The organism is Echinicola rosea, assembly GCF_005281475.1.
GTDB classification, from domain to species: Bacteria; Bacteroidota; Bacteroidia; order Cytophagales; family Cyclobacteriaceae; genus Echinicola; species Echinicola rosea.
Genome location: NZ_CP040106.1, coordinates 3,876,271 through 3,891,501 on the forward strand (window position 1 = coordinate 3,876,271; position 15,231 = coordinate 3,891,501).

Genomic DNA, 15,231 nt, shown 5'->3' on the forward strand with positions numbered 1-15,231 from the left:
CGCTACAAGGGATATGAAAAACAATATATTATTCTTGGTGGTCCTTACCTTCTTGCTTGTACATCATGTAAGTGGCCAGACTTCCTTTGATCCAGATAAGAAATTCTTGGAAGCCCGGGATTTAGCGCTTGAGGGCAAAAGGGAAGAGGCCATCTCATTAGGGCTAAAAATTGTGGAGCAATACCCTGGATACAGCGACGTCTGGATCCTGCTTGGAAGGGTCAATGCCTGGGAGGGAAGGTATGATTCGGCTTCTGTTTATTTTGAAAAGGCCATCGAACAGAGTCCAGACTATGCAGATGCCTACAACGGCTATTTGGATAACCTGTTTTGGGGTGAGCAGTATGAAAAGGCCCAGGAAGTATTGGCCCGTGCTGAGAAACAATTTGGAAGTAATTTACCACAGGGCTTGACCTATCGTAAGTCAAGGTTGTATTATTATCGCGAGGAATATGAAGAGGCACTTGATATAGCCGAAAACCTGTATGAAAAAAATGCAGACATCGACGGCCTGCTGTCCTACGTCACTAACTTAAAGCGCCACACCAGAAACAGTGCCGTAGGGATGACGGCAGATTATGATAGCTTTCAAGGAGAAATAACACCTTGGAACACCTATTCTCTTTATGCCAGGACCAGATTGGGATTTATGGGGAGTGTCATTGCCAGGGCCACTCATTCCTATCGTTTTGAGGCCACTGGTACACAATATGAAATCGATGCTTATCCTAGTTTGGGTAAAAACAGTTACGCATACGTCAACGTAGGTTTCAGTAATGCCTCTTTCTTTCCGGAATATCGGTTCGGTACCTCCATCTATTGGAGTTTGCCAAAGGCTTTTGAGTTTGATATCGGTTACAGGCATCTGAAATTTTCTGAAATCACCCATATTCTCACCGCTTCTGTGGGCAAATATACTGGCAACTGGTGGCTTAACTTAAGGGCAAATCACGTCCCCTCCAGCTCAGGAGGATCGATAAGTGGAAATTTACAGGCGAGGTACTATTTTAAAGGAGCCGAGGATTATTTGATGGTTCAGTTTAGTACTGGAGTGAGCCCAGATGAAGAGGATAGAGATTTCCAGTCCCAGTTATTGGATTCCTATAGGGGCAGGGTGGGCTATCAGCAACTGTGGACTCCCCGGTGGATGGGCTATGCCTTTCTCGGGTATTCATATGATGAACTCAGCCCGGGAAATTATCGTCCCAATCTTAACATTTCCATTGGTACAGAATTTAGGTTTTAATGGCAAATCTCAAAGGAGCTTACCAGTTTACCAGAAGCAATTTATGGAGCATTCTCAGGTCATTGCTGATTTTCTTAATCCCACTGGGAGTCTTTCCGGGGATTATGTATTTGGTCTGGTATGTCCAGCCTAGTGTCACAAAAAATGTATTGGTAATCGATAAAACAGTTGCGGATGTGGAGCGACAAGAGCATCGTTCTATTTTCTGGATATTAAAGCACCTTAGGTACAAAAACAGTGAAGGAGATTATTACAATTACAAAGAAGATTATTTAGGATATTTTCCAGACGACGAAGAAAACCATAAATCAAAGGGGGTAGAAAATCTATCATCCAAAAATATTGACTCCATCAAAGCTTCAATTGATGTATTGTATATGTCTGACAATTACGGGGTTTATAATATTGATGATACTGGTAAAAATAACAGTATCTCACCAAAAATATATGGAGGACTCACCCAACAGGACCTGGATCTTTTGGCTGCTTCCATTGAATCCGGAAAACTGGTCTTTGCGGAGTTTAACAGCATGGGTGCACCCACCACCAAATACCTGAGAAGTGAATTTGAGGACCTATTTGATATTAAATGGTCAGGATGGATCAGCCGGTATTTTGATGAAATGGATACCGTAATCAATGACGAAATTCCTGAATGGCTGATATCCAATTACAATAACCAACATGATGAAAACTGGGACTTTAAAGGTGCCGGACAGATCTTTGTCAGTGAGTTTGGACAGATCGAGGTATTTGAGGTAGGGGCAGATATCACCGTGAAAGTGCCTAAGGTAGTGTCATCGCTAGAAAGCCAGAGCAAATACGGTCTTCCCAAGGAAGCAAACTATCCCTATTGGTTTGAAATCTTACGCATTGACCGTTCTTATGAGGTTATTAGTTACTTTGACTTTGCCCCAACGGGGGCAGGATTGGAGAAGCTAAAGGCTCTTGGGCTGCCCAGGTATTTTCCTGCATCCATAACCAGAAAAGTGGGCGATGCTCGGGTATATTATTTTGCAGGTGACTTTGCGGACAATCCAGTCAGTATGGAAACAGCCACATTCTTCGGCGTACCCACATTATCCAAGCTAGTCAATGAAAAAGACGATTATTCCAATAGAACATCTTTCTTCTGGAACTATTACCTCCCCTTGATGAAAACAGCCCTATCAAAGCATAAATAAGGGCAAGCGGAAAAATGAGATAACTTGAGAAATCAAAGGTAATTGCCTTAAGGAATGTACGCTCAAAAAAGCGCTGCCTAAATTTCCATAAGCTCCGATTTTTACATGTTGTCATCCGTAACCAACATCCACTACCGCCTTACCCGTGATATAAGTATTGACTTGACACTGCTGAGTGTTAAGGAATAATGGCATTGTTATTCATCACGTAGCCATCTTGGTTCTTGTACTGCTGGAATTCCGTAGAAAGTTTTTCTTGAAGCGTAGGCTCATTAATTGGGTCAATGTTCATATTATCGGAAATTTTAAAAGCCTTATCGTCCGAAATGAGGTACTCCCCATTAAAATAGTCCCTAAACTGGTATTTGTTCCTCATCAAGGCATGTTTGATATTTGACCTGAACTCCTGTGCAGTGTCCAACACATATCCTCTCCAAGCCACTTTTTCTGGAGATTTGATTCCAAAATTATTGTCCAAATATGCCAATAGGCTCGTAGGTACCTCAAAATGAGTCGTTACAGCGGCCATTTGTTTTGGCCGCTTGAGTTTTTCGGAGTAAATTATAAGGGGCACATGAAACCGGTCTATTAGCGATGACATGGGGATTTCGGGCAAACGGTGATCACCGGTAATAATGAAAATCGTATTCTCAAAGTCCTCTCTTTTTTCATATTCAGTAAAAAAGTCCTTGATGGCATCATCGACATACATGATACTTGCCAGTTCCTTTTGGTACTTGTTCAGAGAAATGGTAGGGTGGGAATATTGCTTGGCTTCCAAAAAGGAGGTCACTTTTTGGTTGTAATAAGCCTGCTGTGGAATGACAAAAGGTGAGTGGGAAGACATGGTCTGGAAAATATTGACTTGGGGCTTATCGGTAGAAGGAATCTTGCGTAAACCATTTTTAAAGTTCTCCTTATCGGCATATCCCCATGAAAAGCCGTTGGCCTCAGCAGGTGATTTTTTTAAATCCCCATCAAAATTATGGATGTCCACGATCATGTCCACACCCTGGTACTGCATAAACGTATCCGCGTTATCGAAGTGCTTATCCGAGCCAATGAAATAATTGATCTGATAATTATTTTCTTTTAGCACTGAAAGCAATGTTCGGTGTTTTGGGTAAGGAGTGGCCTCCATAAATCCATGTTCACCAAATGGCAATCCGCCAAACAATCCAGGCAGTACACCAAAAGTCCTTCCAGTACTGGAAAGATTGTTTTTCCAATAAAGACTATGCGCTCCAAGCGAATCCAGAAATGGTGTCCAACTTCCCAAATAAGCGTTTGGCCCCGAGTAAGCCTTGCCAAGTCCTTCCACAATCACAAACACCAAATTAGGAGCACTGTCAAATGGCTCAAAATAATTGCCCAGCAAGTCGGGATAGTTGTTTTTATGTAAAAATGGATATTGTGTATCCATATATTCTTTTTGAAACAACTGGTTTTCATCATTTGTAGATGAAAGGTAAAAGTCAAAATAGATGTTTTCTGCACTTGCGAAGTAATCATACGATTCCTGATAGAGAAAAAAGGACTTATTCTCAGCAAGGAAATCAGAAAGTCCCGTAAGTCCTTTGGACGTATTTATGGGTAAGACCATTAGTACCACCAAAACAAAAAAAGCAGCTCCTGGAATGATCCATGCTCCTTTCCCTTTGATTTTTATATATCTACCCAAACTCAACATCCAATAAATCACCACCAATGCCCCAAGGATTCCAAAGACGGTATAGAGATTGAGCATACCTGCTGCCATTACCGTTTCTTTTATATCACTAAACGAATAGCTATACACGTCTGCTCCAAGCGGCACCAAGGTCTTCGAAAAATACATTACCAAACCTATCCCCGTAAGTAATAAGACACTAAAAATTGCTTTTACCAAGAAATAAGACAACCGTGGAATAACCATTCCCAAAAAGACTTGAATGAGAAAAAATATTCCCAAGGTGTATAAGGTCCATTTAATCGTCTCTAGCACATTGGTGATCAGGATATTGGGCTGTGAAAGAATGTTGATATCGTGGGTTTTTCCTATCCACAAGACTTCCCAAATACTTAAAGTTATTTGCAAAAACAGGAAAATCACGCCTATTTGCCAGAATTTTATAAAATTGCTTGTAATTTTGGATACTAAAGTGGATTGAATACCTGATTTTTGACTCATTCTTTAACGATTGACTGGGTTCATAGAGGTTATATTCAAGGCGACCTCTAAAATTTAGCGCAAAATAACTATATTGATCAATAAATTCGAAAATTATAAAATGAATAAAAGTTCCTTAATAAAAGAACTATTTTCCAATATAAAAACTACAGGAGCAGTAACTTTTAGCTCAAAGTATTTGGTAAATAAAATGTTGTCCTTCGCAAGTTTTAAAGGGGCGAAGGTGATTGTGGAGCTGGGAGGAGGAGATGGAAGCATCACAAGGGGAATTATCGAGCGAATGGATAAGGATTCGACACTTTTAGTATTCGAAATAAGCGAGGCTTTTTGTAACAACCTAAGGAAGCAGTTTCCCCAGAAAAATGTAAAAATCATCTGTGACTCGGCAGGAAACATGGACACCTATCTCAACGGTGAGGGAGCTGATCTCATACTCTCATCCTTACCTTTTAGCCTTATCCCAAAAGAGGCACGAATGGAGATTTATAAAAAGAGCCGATCCAACTTGAAAGAAAGCGGTTATTTCATCCAGATATGCTATAGCTACTTGCTGAAATTCCAGTTTGCAAATTATTTTCAGAGTATCCGCACCGCGTTTACCCTCAGGAACTTCCCGCCTGCATTTATCATGATTTGCAACTAAAAGGGCCTTGCTTGGAACTTCGAGGTTTCTGGGACAATTCATGTCATATATTTCGCACCTTGGGATAGAAACCTTAACTTCATCCTGATGAGCGATGAAGTTTTTAAAGGCAGAGGATCAAAGATAGCCCCGCACAATCCGTATTTAAAACGGAAGGAGGTGATAGAGCACATGAAAGGGCTTGATGAGGAAAAATACACCGAAAAACCCGTAACCAGGTTTTATAAGGAACACGCAAAAAAAGCCTTGAGCACCAATGACAGCCCTGATCTGCCTTTAAGCTATTCCGTAAATCCCTACCAAGGTTGTGAACATGGTTGCATTTATTGTTACGCCCGTAATTCGCATCAGTATTGGGGATTTGATGCAGGTTTGGGTTTTGAGACAAATATCATTGTGAAGCATGATATTGACCAAGTGTTGAAGAACCAGTTTAAAGCAAAAAACTATCGTCCACAGACCATTATGCTTTCTGGAAATACCGATTGCTATCAGCCTGCGGAAAAAAAATACCAATTGACCCGGAAGGTTCTCCAGCTTTGCTTGGAATTCGGCCATCCTGTAAGTGTGATTACCAAAAATAGCCTTATCCAGCGAGATATAGCTATATTGGCTGCACTGGCGCGTAAAAATCTGGTTCATGTATATTTTTCTATTAATCATCTTGACCCAAAGCTGAAGGCGAGCCTGGAGCCAAGAACTGCTACCGCCAAAAAGAAAATAGGACTCATTCGACAATTTACTGAGCGGGGAATTCCCTGTGGCGTGATGGTTGCACCGATTATCCCCGCCTTAAACAACCATAATATCACCGAAATCATTCGTCAAAGTGCGGAAGCAGGTGCCTTAGCTGCAGGCTACACGGTGGTGCGGTTAAATGGCAATGTAAAGGAAGTATTCAAAGCCTGGATCCACGAGGCCTTTCCAGATCGCGCAGAAAAAGTGCTTCATCAGATTGAGCAGCTGCACGGTGGAAACCTTAATGATACGGAATGGGGGAGAAGGATAAAAGGGCAAGGTCCACTGGCTTCTGTAATTGGCCATATTTTTTCCAAAGCAAAAGTAAAGTACCTCGGTGAAAGGGCAATGCCTGAGTTGGATTTTTCCGCTTTTAATGCAAATGGACAGCTGAAGTTATTTTAAATGAATGGATTGATGGATAATATTTTGGAAATAGCTATTTTGGAAATGGGAAGACAGAAAGGAGACCAAGTATTTTCCTGCGAAGAGGTGGTCCAATGGCTATACCCGCAAGATTGGAGGCACTTTACCACAGAAATATTGGATACTGCCAAATCCCTAAATGAAAATGGTAAAATCATACTTTCAGAAACCGGTGAGATCAAAGTGCTGTAGTGAGAAACACAAGAGCGATTGATCTCGTATGAGATGTGAGATGTGATGAATGATAGCATTTACGGTGATGGCATAAAGCGCTGAGTCCATTATAATGCGATACGCTCATATGCTGTTTAGATCATCCAGCTAATAATTGGCACAGGCTTAACGAAATAACAGGCAAAAAAACGATAAAGATTATGACTACGGTTCCCAAAACTCCCATTGACGATATTCCAGCGGGAAAACAAGTGGCCACCTTTGGTTCAGGATGTTTCTGGTGTATAGAAGCGGTATATCAGAATATCCGTGGCGTAGAACAGATCATGCCGGGCTATGCAGGCGGTTTTGTCGCGAACCCCAGCTATAATGAAATATCGACTGGCACTACAGGCCATGCTGAGGTAATCCAGTTTTTTTATGCCCCCCATATCATTTCCTTTCAGGACTTGCTGGAAGTCTTTTGGGCTACCCATGACCCCACGACGCCCAACCAGCAAGGAGCTGATATTGGTCCGCAATATAGGTCGGCTATTTTCTATCATACCGAAGAGCAGCGAAAAACGGCAGAGGAATTCAAAACGTTGATCGATAAGGCAGAAGTCTATGACAAGCCCATTGTGACCGAGATCACGGCATTTACAAACTTTTACCCTGCAGAAAATTACCATGTCAATTACTACGAAAACCACCCCAACCAACCCTATTGCCAAATCATGATCAAACCAAAACTGGAAAAACTCAAAAAAGTATTTGGTCAGCATACCAAGGTGATTTAATCCCAAGGTAAAGGGATTGTTCCCATTAACCTGATCTCGACTTAATATTAGTATTAAAAGCGTCATACGAACCCTTTCAAGTAGGATGTGGGTTTGAAAAGGGTGTGGCAACTCGCCGCGGCGAGCTGCCACGGCTTCCACCCCTCATATCTCCCTCTAAGCCTCGCAGTGACGATTTTATAATCGAACTGAGGTTATTAGAAACGTCATAGCTAACCGGTCTTCCCAAGTCATAGCCGTAAGGGATTACAAATCCCCATTATTCCGATTCGGGATTACAAATCCAGACAGCTAATTTCTTGTATTTGTGATAGCTGGTGTGTTGATGACGGCTTAAACTGACGCCATTTGTGAAGCGCACAAACATCAATAAGGATATAGAATTTCAGCAATTTACATGGATCAAGCGTAAAAGTTGGGGGCTGGGAGTTTTCTTAATGGCAAAACCACCGATACATAAAAATGCCACAATGTCCCAAAGGCACTAAGTGCATGTTGGAACTTCATTGAAAGATTACACTCGAAAGTCAGCCCCAGAAGGGCGACATGTTCATAGCCATGGGTGAAGCCGTGGTAAATTGCCCATCCAACGTTTTCGGTTTTAGCCACATTTCCCTCCCTATTCGGCACAAATTCCCGATAAACTCCATTCGTGCGGATGGAGTAAGCCGGGGAAGCCCGTCGTCTTAATGGTATGAAATTTTCTTTCATAAGACCATGTTAACATTCGTCCCCCCGGAAATATTGCTTGATCCATTTACATGCATTAGCCTGACGGTTGTGGTCTTCCCGGGCAGCCCTTTTAGGAATGTGGGATGGAATAAAGTGTGTCCAAACACTATTGATTTGCCGTAACTTAGGACCGTAAAGTGAATTTTTTTAAGCTACGGTTGCTTGATTTTATTTCTCACCAAGTGATTTTTACTTCGGAAACTACAGGGAGATGATCCGAGAGGAGGGAAGATTGTTTTGGAGAAGAGAGTAATTCCCAATTAGCTTTAGGATAACCGAATATGTAGTCAATTTTGTATTTGGCTGCTTGGGAAGGCGATGTAGGGAATTGATTATCCAAGGGAGCCCACAAGGACATTCCTTGCTTTATTTCTGTAGATTCAGGCCGCGCATTAAAATCCCCGCAGACCAGCACAGGAATATTTTTTTGGAGAAGGATGTTATTGATTTGAGTTACCTGTAGTTGACGTTCCTGCGTATTGGTGAAATCCAAATGGGTGCTCGCAAAGGAAATGGTTTTTCCTTCTCCAAGTTCTATATTTGCCACAAGAAGCGCACGTTGCTCTTTACCATTTTCGGTGAATGGCAATAAGATCCTTTCGGTCATTGTCATGGGATATTTGGAGAGGATGCCAATACCATAGTATCCGCCCGCATAATCGATAGTCTTTCCAAATGCCCCGAACATTCCCGTTAAATGGGCCAGTTCACCGATAAAGTCTTTACCGTTCTGCTTCGGAGCCCTTTCGCGAAAAGTGTTAATGTCCACTTCCTGAAGGGCTACCAAATCGGCATTTTGAGTTTTAATGAATGCAGCAAATTCTTCCATCGAAGCCCGCTCTCCAAAACGGAGGTTATAGCTGATGATTTTTAGGGTATCTGATAGCCGTTGTGCTGGAAGCTGAAAGGATAATATTAGCAGAAATAAAGTGGCATAAAGGCATTTCATAATGTTCATTTTTAGGATAAAAGAGGCTGTCCCATTGGTATTGCACATGTTTTTATTCTGGTAGGACAGCCTCAAAAGTTAAAGTTTTGACTTCAATTCAAATGTGGTAATGATAGGCAAATGATCCGAAGCCTCTGTTTGGAGCACTTCATGGGAACTGATTCGAAAGGCTTCTTTTGGCCTGTATAGGATATAGTCCAACTTTCTGTTTGGGTTTCTGGACGGTATGGTAAAACATTGGTTTTTGACTCCTGGACAGGCACTATTAAAGCCTCTTTCGAAGAAGTCCGTCATCGTCGGTCCGTCAGGGATTGCGTTAAAATCGCCTCCAAAGATTATAGGATCGTTGGATTTACTGAGAATGCTGTCGATGGCCGGTACTTGAAGCTCCCTGTTTTCCAAAGTCAGCTCCATGTGTGTATTGGCTATAGTAAGGTGTTGCTGTGCCACCTTAATGTCAGCTGTCATCAGGATGCGGTAACTTACATATTTACCTTCGAGTTCCACCCTTGGTAGGGAATGGATTTGCTGATGGGAAAGGAGAAATCGAGACAGGATGCCCAGTCCGGTTTCGCCTCCCTGATAGGAAATGGCCTTACCATAGCAATGATGCGCCAGTCCTGTCTTTTGTGACAACCGTTCAAGTTGGTTGACCTTACCGCTGCGGGTAGTGTTTCGGTCGATTTCCTGCAAAAACACAATATCCACATCCGTGTGCCTGATGATCCGTGCTATAGAATCCAGGTCAGGCGTGCTGCTTTTATAAGGGGCACCGTATTTTACATTATAGCTCATCACCCTTAAGGTGCTATTTCCCAGTTGGGCAGTATTTATTGTCGGGGATTCAAGCAAAAGGAATGGCCAGCACAACCAAAGTAAGGTCGTGACAAATAGTGGATTCATAAGGAAATGTTTGCATGTTTATGAATAAGGGCAGGATAGTTATTCCGAGTTTCACATTTCCTGCCCTTTGGTAACTTATTCCCAACCTGGGTTTTGGCCTAAATCAGGGTTTTTAATCCTTTCAGCATAGGGAACGGGCCAGAGGTAATGTTTGGTGGGGTCGAAGTTATCCAAGCCGCCTTCTGCCACGGATTTTTCATAGATAATATCCCCAAATTCATCTGTTCCATTATCCGGATAGGGATTAGCGCCCAGGTCGTTCATACACACTTCCAGACTTGGTCCCACCATTGCCTTGCCCAGATGCACTTCACCTTCTCTCCAGCGTAACACATCAAAATACCGCATGCCATCCATGGACATTTCTACACGTCGTTCCCGATGTAGCTCTGTTTCCAAGTCCAATCCCCAAGCATTCAGCTCATCCAAATTCATTGGATGCATATCGACACGTTCGCGGAGTTGATTTACGGTCATGTCGATTTGGGCTTGGGTAAGGGTGCCCCCTTGTAGGTTGAAGAGTGCTTCCGCATAGATCAGAAGGATTTCTGGATACCGAATAACGTTAATATTGTTATGGTCACGATTATAGAGTCCCGCGAGCGCTGGAGTGTTATATTTTTTTAGATAAAATCCCGTTAAACCATTGGCTCCAAGTCGGTTGTTGTTTTGGAGTACGGCAAACCGTGGCAGTTGAAAGATGTCATTGTCCGTGTCGGTGTCGGCATCACCGTCATCACCACCGGGCCACTCATCCCCTGGGCTGTAAACGGTCATTTTGAGACGTGGATCCCTATTTTCAAAGTAATCGCTATAATGTTCTTCAGGATAATTGTATTGATCAGAGGTGGTCACGCTTTGTCCATAATATTCGAGTCCTGCTTTGGCGGGTTTTCCGTCGGTACATAAAAAGGCATCTACGAGCCTCTTTGAGGCATTTAGGCGAATATAATCCACAGGAGTACAAGTATAATTGGTCAGGTTATTGGTCCTTAGGTCCTCCACAAAAAGGCTATAGATAATGGCTTCCCGGTTAGCAGGATTGGTTTCCGCATTGCCCGCCAGCTTGTACATGTCACCATAATTTGCATAAAGTTCATAGGGACTGTTGTCCATGATCTCTTTGGCCGTATTGGCAGCGACTTCCCACATTTCATTTTGCAGAGCTACCCGCGCTTTGACTGCCAGTGCGCCCCACCGGTTAATGCGGCCCACATTGTCCCCTGAGGGAATATCACTTCCCAGTTTACTGGCTGCCCAGTCCAGGTCCTCCATGATAAATTGGACCACTTCTTCACGTGGTGTTCTGGGCATGTACGCCTCTGAGGCATTGATAACCTTGTCCACCAAGGGCACATCGCCCCAATAGCTGGTCAGCCAAAAGTACTGCAGGGCTCGGATGACTTTGACTTCTGCTGCGTAAGTATCCTTGATCTCCTGATTGATCTCCGCTTTGTTATAATGGTCCAGGAAATTGTTACAGGTGAAAATCGGTGCATAAAGCCAAGACCAAAAGCTGGTAAACGGAAAACCATCCAAAGCGGTATGCCTTCCTCCGGGGATTTTGGCCAGGCCACTGTTCAAGTCTCCCCAGACCACGTCTCCTCCAAAGACATTTGGATAGATGAGGAGTTCATAATCCAGTCCCTCATAACAAGGGTATAGGGCAGCCCTCAGCTGGCTTTCGGTTTCCCAATAGGTTTCATGTGTTACACTGTCCAGTGGGTATTTGTCCAGAAATTCATCGTCACAGGCACCAAAAAGAAGCAGCGCCAAGATCAGGGAGTATTTTATATAGTTCATGTCAGGTCGAATTAAATGTTGAAATTTCATATCGGCTTAAAATCCAAGTTGTACGCCCAAGGCCATGGTCCTTACCTGCGGATAGGCATCCCCTGAAGTTTCCCGAACCTCGGGATCAAAGCCGCCAAAGTAATCGGTGATGGTGAAAAGGTTTTCACCCGTAAAGTAAAACCGACATTTGGTAAGTTTGATGCGTTCGATAAGTTGCTGTGGTAGGGAATAGCCCAATTGAAGGTTTTTTAACCTCAGGTAAGATGCATCTTCCAGCCAATAGTTAGAGAAAAGGATGTTGTGGTCCGGCTGATAGTACATGCGGGGATAGGAAGCGTCGGTGTTCTCGGGTGTCCACCGGTCCAAGTGGACCTTTTTGGGAACAGAATAGTCATTGATAAAGGCATGACGTGCTTCATCCCGCAAGTATCCGTTTACTTTGCCCACTCCTTGGAGGAAGAAGGAAAAATCAAATCCCTTCCATGCAGCAAATCCCCTGATGCCATAACTATAGCGAGGGTATGGATCGCCAAATACCACTTTATCATATTCATCGATCAGGCCATCTGGCTGTCCTTCTTCGCCACTGATATCCCTGTAAATGACATCTCCTGGCTGGATAATGTCCGCATAACTGCTGATCACGGGAAAATTAGGGTTTACATAACGGCCTGTACTTTCATCAAAGGATTCGAAGTCATCGATTTGGGCAAGGCCATTGGTCAGGTAACCGTAGTAGGCATTCACGGGATCGCCAACTCTCCTGATATTGTCCCCTAATGATGCAGCACTGGATCCCATGTCAGTGATTTCGTTTTGGGCATCTGAAATGTTCGCATTGATGCCATAGCGGAATTCACCGACCTGGTCATTCCATCCCAAGGCGATTTCCCAGCCTTTGTTTTCGATGGCACCGATGTTTTCCAAGGGCAGGTTACTGGATGAAGTGATGCCGATCAACGAAGGATAGATGGGTTTCAAGAGGGCATTGATGTTCTTCTTCTTAAACCAGTCCACTGATAAGGTCATCCGGTCCTTTAGCATGCTGAAATCCGCACCGATATTCAGCATTTGGATGGTTTCCCATTGGATGTTTTCGTTGGCAAGGGAATATTGCTGAAAGCCGACATTTTCCTTATTTCCAATCGGATAGGCCCTTACCTGTCGCTCTATCTCAGTAAGGTAAGGATAGTAGTTGCCGCTAATATTTTGGTTTCCGAGTTCTCCCCAAGAAGCGCGGATTTTTCCCACGGTAAGGAAGGGCTTCGCAAAATCCATAAACGCTTCTTCTGTAAATTTCCAGCCGGCAGAGAACGAAGGAAAGACGCCCCAGCGGTTGTCCCGGGAAAACCGTGACGTACCATCCACCCTTAGATTGGCCTCAAAAAGGTACTTTTGGTCAAAATCATAATTTAACCTTCCAAAATAGGAGCGGAGAGCCCATTCCTCAGCGGTGCCACCATTGGCAATATCCTCCGTGCCTGCATCTATTTGGGTGATACCATCCATCAGGATATTCCTTCTAGAAGCATATAAGCGCGGCATACTGGCCCATTCCTGGGAATAGCCTGCCAAGACTTTAAATCCATGCCTTCCGATCACTTTGTCATAATTAAACGTGGAAAGCAAGGTTTGGGTCAACGCGGTATTGTGGGTATTGCCGATGCTGTTGCGGATGTTTTCATTGGCAGGATGGGGAGTACCATCAGCCAAAAATCGTGGCATGGTGGCTGTCCAGTCTTTGATGTCCCGGGTATAGTAATTGTAAGCGTATTGGGCATTGATGTACATGCCATCAATTAGGTCCAGTGTGGCCTTGAAATTTCCATTAAGCGTTCGTGATTTACTTTTGGTATAACCGGATTCGTAGGCCGTCCTCACGGGATTGGTAACCGATCCGTACGACCAGTAGGGAGAGTCTTCCCAGCCACCATCTTCGGAGGGTTGCTGCCACATGACAGGAAGTAAGGGGCTGATCCGTTGGGACAAACGGAATACTCCTGCAGTACCTGCACCACCTGCATCACGCTTATAAAAATCCACATAGCTGATATTGGCATCCAATTTTAATCGGTCCACCACCTTGGTATCCAATCGCAGCCTTACATTGTTTCTGGAGGAAAAATAAGGATCACCTACGACCAGTCCTGTCTGCTCCAAGTAGCCATAAGAGAGGTAATAGCTGGAATTATCTGTTTGCCCTTGGACGTTGAAGTTATGGTTTTGCTGTGATGAATGTGATTTGTAGGTTTCTGAAACCCAATCCGTGTTGGAATAATCATTAGGGAAATTACCAGAATCATACATTTCAAATGCCTCTTCCGAGTAGGGGACTGCCACACCCCGTGCCCTTCTAGCTTCATTTTCCAAGGTCATGTATTCACGTCCGTTGACGAGCTCTGGCGTGGCGATTGGAGTTTGAATACCAAAGTAATTACTGTAGTTAAGGGATATTTTTTCTTCTCCGCTGCCTTTCTTGGTGGTGACCAAGATCACGCCATTGGCCGCCCGTGCGCCGTAAATGGCGGATGATGCGGCATCTTTCAGTACGGTTACGCTTTCGATGTCATCAGGATTCAGCAGGTTGATGTCCCCGCCAGCTACCCCATCTATCAAAACCAAAGGGGAAGTTTGGCTGTTGATGGTATTTACTCCCCTGATCAGCAAATTTGAGGCTCCCGCACCCGGCTGTCCTGAAGGTGAGGTGACCGTAAGCCCGGGAACGAGCCCCTGCAGTCCCCCAGCTACCGAAAAGATTACCCTTCCTTCCAGTACATCGCCTTTTACCTCGGCCACTGCTCCGGTGATATTGGCTTTTTTCTGTTCTCCATACCCGACCACAATCACTTCATCCAGCCCGGTCACATCTTCCTCCAGAACGATTTCGATGGAAGTTCTGCCATTTAGCGGATATTCTTGTGCGATAAAACCTAGGTAGGAAACTTTCAGTACAGCCTCTCCGTCAGATACTTCCAAGGTAAAGTTCCCGTCGATATCCGCCACCGTGCCATTGTTGGTTCCTTTCTCCAAAATCGAAGCACCAGGCAGGGGGGCACCGTCTTTGTCGGTAACAGTTCCCTTGATGGTCAAAGCTTGTCGGGCTTGGACCGGGCTTTGATCGGAATCGACCTTTTTCTTAAGGACAATTTGGGTGTCCATGATGATTTGGTATTCTATTTCCAGTTGGCTAAAAAGTGTATTTAACACCTCATCCAATGGTTTGTCCTGGACGCTTAGCGTAATGGTTTCTGCTGCATTTAGTTCGTTATTGTTATAGATAAATTTAAAGGATGTCTGCGATTCTATTTGGTAGAGAACAGCTTCAAGTGGTTCGTTTTCTACATTTAGTGACACCTTTTCCTCCTGGCCATACGCCGAGAATGCCTGAATGGGGCTTAGCGTGGTCAGGAGGATGAGCATTACCAGGAAAGGTGGGGACAATAAGGCCCGCCTAAACCTAAAAAAGATTTTGCCTTTCGGCTTACATAGATTT

At 43.8% G+C, this 15,231-nt stretch carries 12 protein-coding genes; 6 read left to right on the forward strand and 6 right to left on the reverse strand.

Going from position 1 to position 15,231, the window contains the following annotated elements; all coding sequences use genetic code 11:
- The first annotated feature begins 13 nt into the window (after positions 1–13).
- Together FDP09_RS15335 and FDP09_RS15340 are read left to right on the forward strand one after the other, a co-directional pair.
- A complete protein-coding gene (locus tag FDP09_RS15335) occupies positions 14–1,246 on the forward strand; it encodes a YaiO family outer membrane beta-barrel protein (protein ID WP_137403510.1) in 1,233 nt (410 codons plus the stop codon).
- Positions 1,246–2,430, forward strand: a complete 1,185-nt coding sequence (locus FDP09_RS15340; RefSeq protein WP_137403511.1) for a hypothetical protein — start codon at positions 1,246–1,248, stop codon at positions 2,428–2,430. The genes FDP09_RS15335 and FDP09_RS15340 overlap by 1 nt, the downstream gene beginning before the upstream one ends.
- 178 nt (positions 2,431–2,608) lie before the next feature.
- On the opposite strand, the gene FDP09_RS15345 is transcribed toward FDP09_RS15340, so the two are convergent.
- Complete coding sequence (locus FDP09_RS15345; RefSeq protein WP_187328684.1) at positions 2,609–4,507, reverse strand: LTA synthase family protein; 1,899 nt, start codon at positions 4,505–4,507, stop codon at positions 2,609–2,611.
- Between the two features lie 193 nt (positions 4,508–4,700).
- Here FDP09_RS15345 and FDP09_RS15350 point away from each other — a divergent pair, with 193 nt between their 5' ends.
- The 4 genes from FDP09_RS15350 to msrA all read left to right on the forward strand — a co-directional run bounded on the left by FDP09_RS15350 (position 4,701) and on the right by msrA (position 7,360).
- Positions 4,701–5,243, forward strand: a complete 543-nt coding sequence (locus FDP09_RS15350; RefSeq protein ID WP_137403513.1) for a class I SAM-dependent methyltransferase — start codon at positions 4,701–4,703, stop codon at positions 5,241–5,243.
- Between the two features lie 87 nt (positions 5,244–5,330).
- Positions 5,331–6,386 (forward strand): PA0069 family radical SAM protein, encoded by a 1,056-nt coding sequence (locus tag FDP09_RS15355; RefSeq protein ID WP_137403514.1) that lies wholly within the window; start codon positions 5,331–5,333, stop codon positions 6,384–6,386.
- Between the two features lie 12 nt (positions 6,387–6,398).
- Entirely contained in the window at positions 6,399–6,599 is a 201-nt protein-coding gene (locus FDP09_RS15360; RefSeq protein ID WP_137403515.1) for a hypothetical protein, read from the forward strand.
- Positions 6,600–6,781: 182 nt separating this feature from the next.
- Positions 6,782–7,360, forward strand: coding sequence for a peptide-methionine (S)-S-oxide reductase MsrA (gene msrA / locus FDP09_RS15365; RefSeq protein ID WP_137403516.1), 579 nt, complete (start codon positions 6,782–6,784; stop codon positions 7,358–7,360).
- 402 nt (positions 7,361–7,762) lie between these two features.
- Here the strand turns inward: msrA and FDP09_RS15370 are convergent, their stop codons facing one another.
- From FDP09_RS15370 to FDP09_RS15390, 5 genes are all read right to left on the reverse strand, one after another.
- Positions 7,763–8,071: a hypothetical protein gene (locus tag FDP09_RS15370; RefSeq protein ID WP_137403517.1), complete on the reverse strand. Its 309-nt coding sequence runs from the start codon at positions 8,069–8,071 to the stop codon at positions 7,763–7,765.
- 196 nt (positions 8,072–8,267) lie between these two features.
- Complete coding sequence (locus FDP09_RS15375; protein ID WP_137403518.1) at positions 8,268–9,041, reverse strand: endonuclease/exonuclease/phosphatase family protein; 774 nt, start codon at positions 9,039–9,041, stop codon at positions 8,268–8,270.
- A gap of 78 nt (positions 9,042–9,119) precedes the next feature.
- Positions 9,120–9,944, reverse strand: coding sequence for an endonuclease/exonuclease/phosphatase family protein (locus tag FDP09_RS15380; protein ID WP_137403519.1), 825 nt, complete (start codon positions 9,942–9,944; stop codon positions 9,120–9,122).
- 75 nt (positions 9,945–10,019) lie between these two features.
- Positions 10,020–11,747 carry a RagB/SusD family nutrient uptake outer membrane protein gene (locus tag FDP09_RS15385; protein ID WP_137403520.1) on the reverse strand — a complete coding sequence of 576 codons (1,728 nt, stop codon included), beginning with the start codon at positions 11,745–11,747 and terminating at the stop codon, positions 10,020–10,022.
- A gap of 36 nt (positions 11,748–11,783) precedes the next feature.
- A complete protein-coding gene (locus tag FDP09_RS15390; RefSeq protein WP_244940512.1) occupies positions 11,784–15,158 on the reverse strand; it encodes a TonB-dependent receptor in 3,375 nt (1,124 codons plus the stop codon).
- Positions 15,159–15,231 lie beyond the last annotated feature (73 nt).

What these genes read in the sequence shown, in the direction of transcription:
- FDP09_RS15390 (WP_244940512.1), bottom strand. Translation starts at nt 15,158, where the DNA reads ATGCTCATCCTCCTGACCACGCTAAGCCCCATTCAGGCATTCTCGGCG.
- FDP09_RS15380 (WP_137403519.1), bottom strand. Translation starts at nt 9,944, where the DNA reads ATGAATCCACTATTTGTCACGACCTTACTTTGGTTGTGCTGGCCATTC.
- msrA (WP_137403516.1), top strand. Translation starts at nt 6,782, where the DNA reads ATGACTACGGTTCCCAAAACTCCCATTGACGATATTCCAGCGGGAAAA.
- FDP09_RS15375 (WP_137403518.1), bottom strand. Translation starts at nt 9,041, where the DNA reads ATGAAATGCCTTTATGCCACTTTATTTCTGCTAATATTATCCTTTCAG.
- FDP09_RS15360 (WP_137403515.1), top strand. Translation starts at nt 6,399, where the DNA reads ATGGATAATATTTTGGAAATAGCTATTTTGGAAATGGGAAGACAGAAA.
- FDP09_RS15335 (WP_137403510.1), top strand. Translation starts at nt 14, where the DNA reads ATGAAAAACAATATATTATTCTTGGTGGTCCTTACCTTCTTGCTTGTA.
- FDP09_RS15340 (WP_137403511.1), top strand. Translation starts at nt 1,246, where the DNA reads ATGGCAAATCTCAAAGGAGCTTACCAGTTTACCAGAAGCAATTTATGG.
- FDP09_RS15355 (WP_137403514.1), top strand. Translation starts at nt 5,331, where the DNA reads ATGAGCGATGAAGTTTTTAAAGGCAGAGGATCAAAGATAGCCCCGCAC.
- FDP09_RS15350 (WP_137403513.1), top strand. Translation starts at nt 4,701, where the DNA reads ATGAATAAAAGTTCCTTAATAAAAGAACTATTTTCCAATATAAAAACT.
- FDP09_RS15370 (WP_137403517.1), bottom strand. Translation starts at nt 8,071, where the DNA reads ATGAAAGAAAATTTCATACCATTAAGACGACGGGCTTCCCCGGCTTAC.
- FDP09_RS15385 (WP_137403520.1), bottom strand. Translation starts at nt 11,747, where the DNA reads ATGAACTATATAAAATACTCCCTGATCTTGGCGCTGCTTCTTTTTGGT.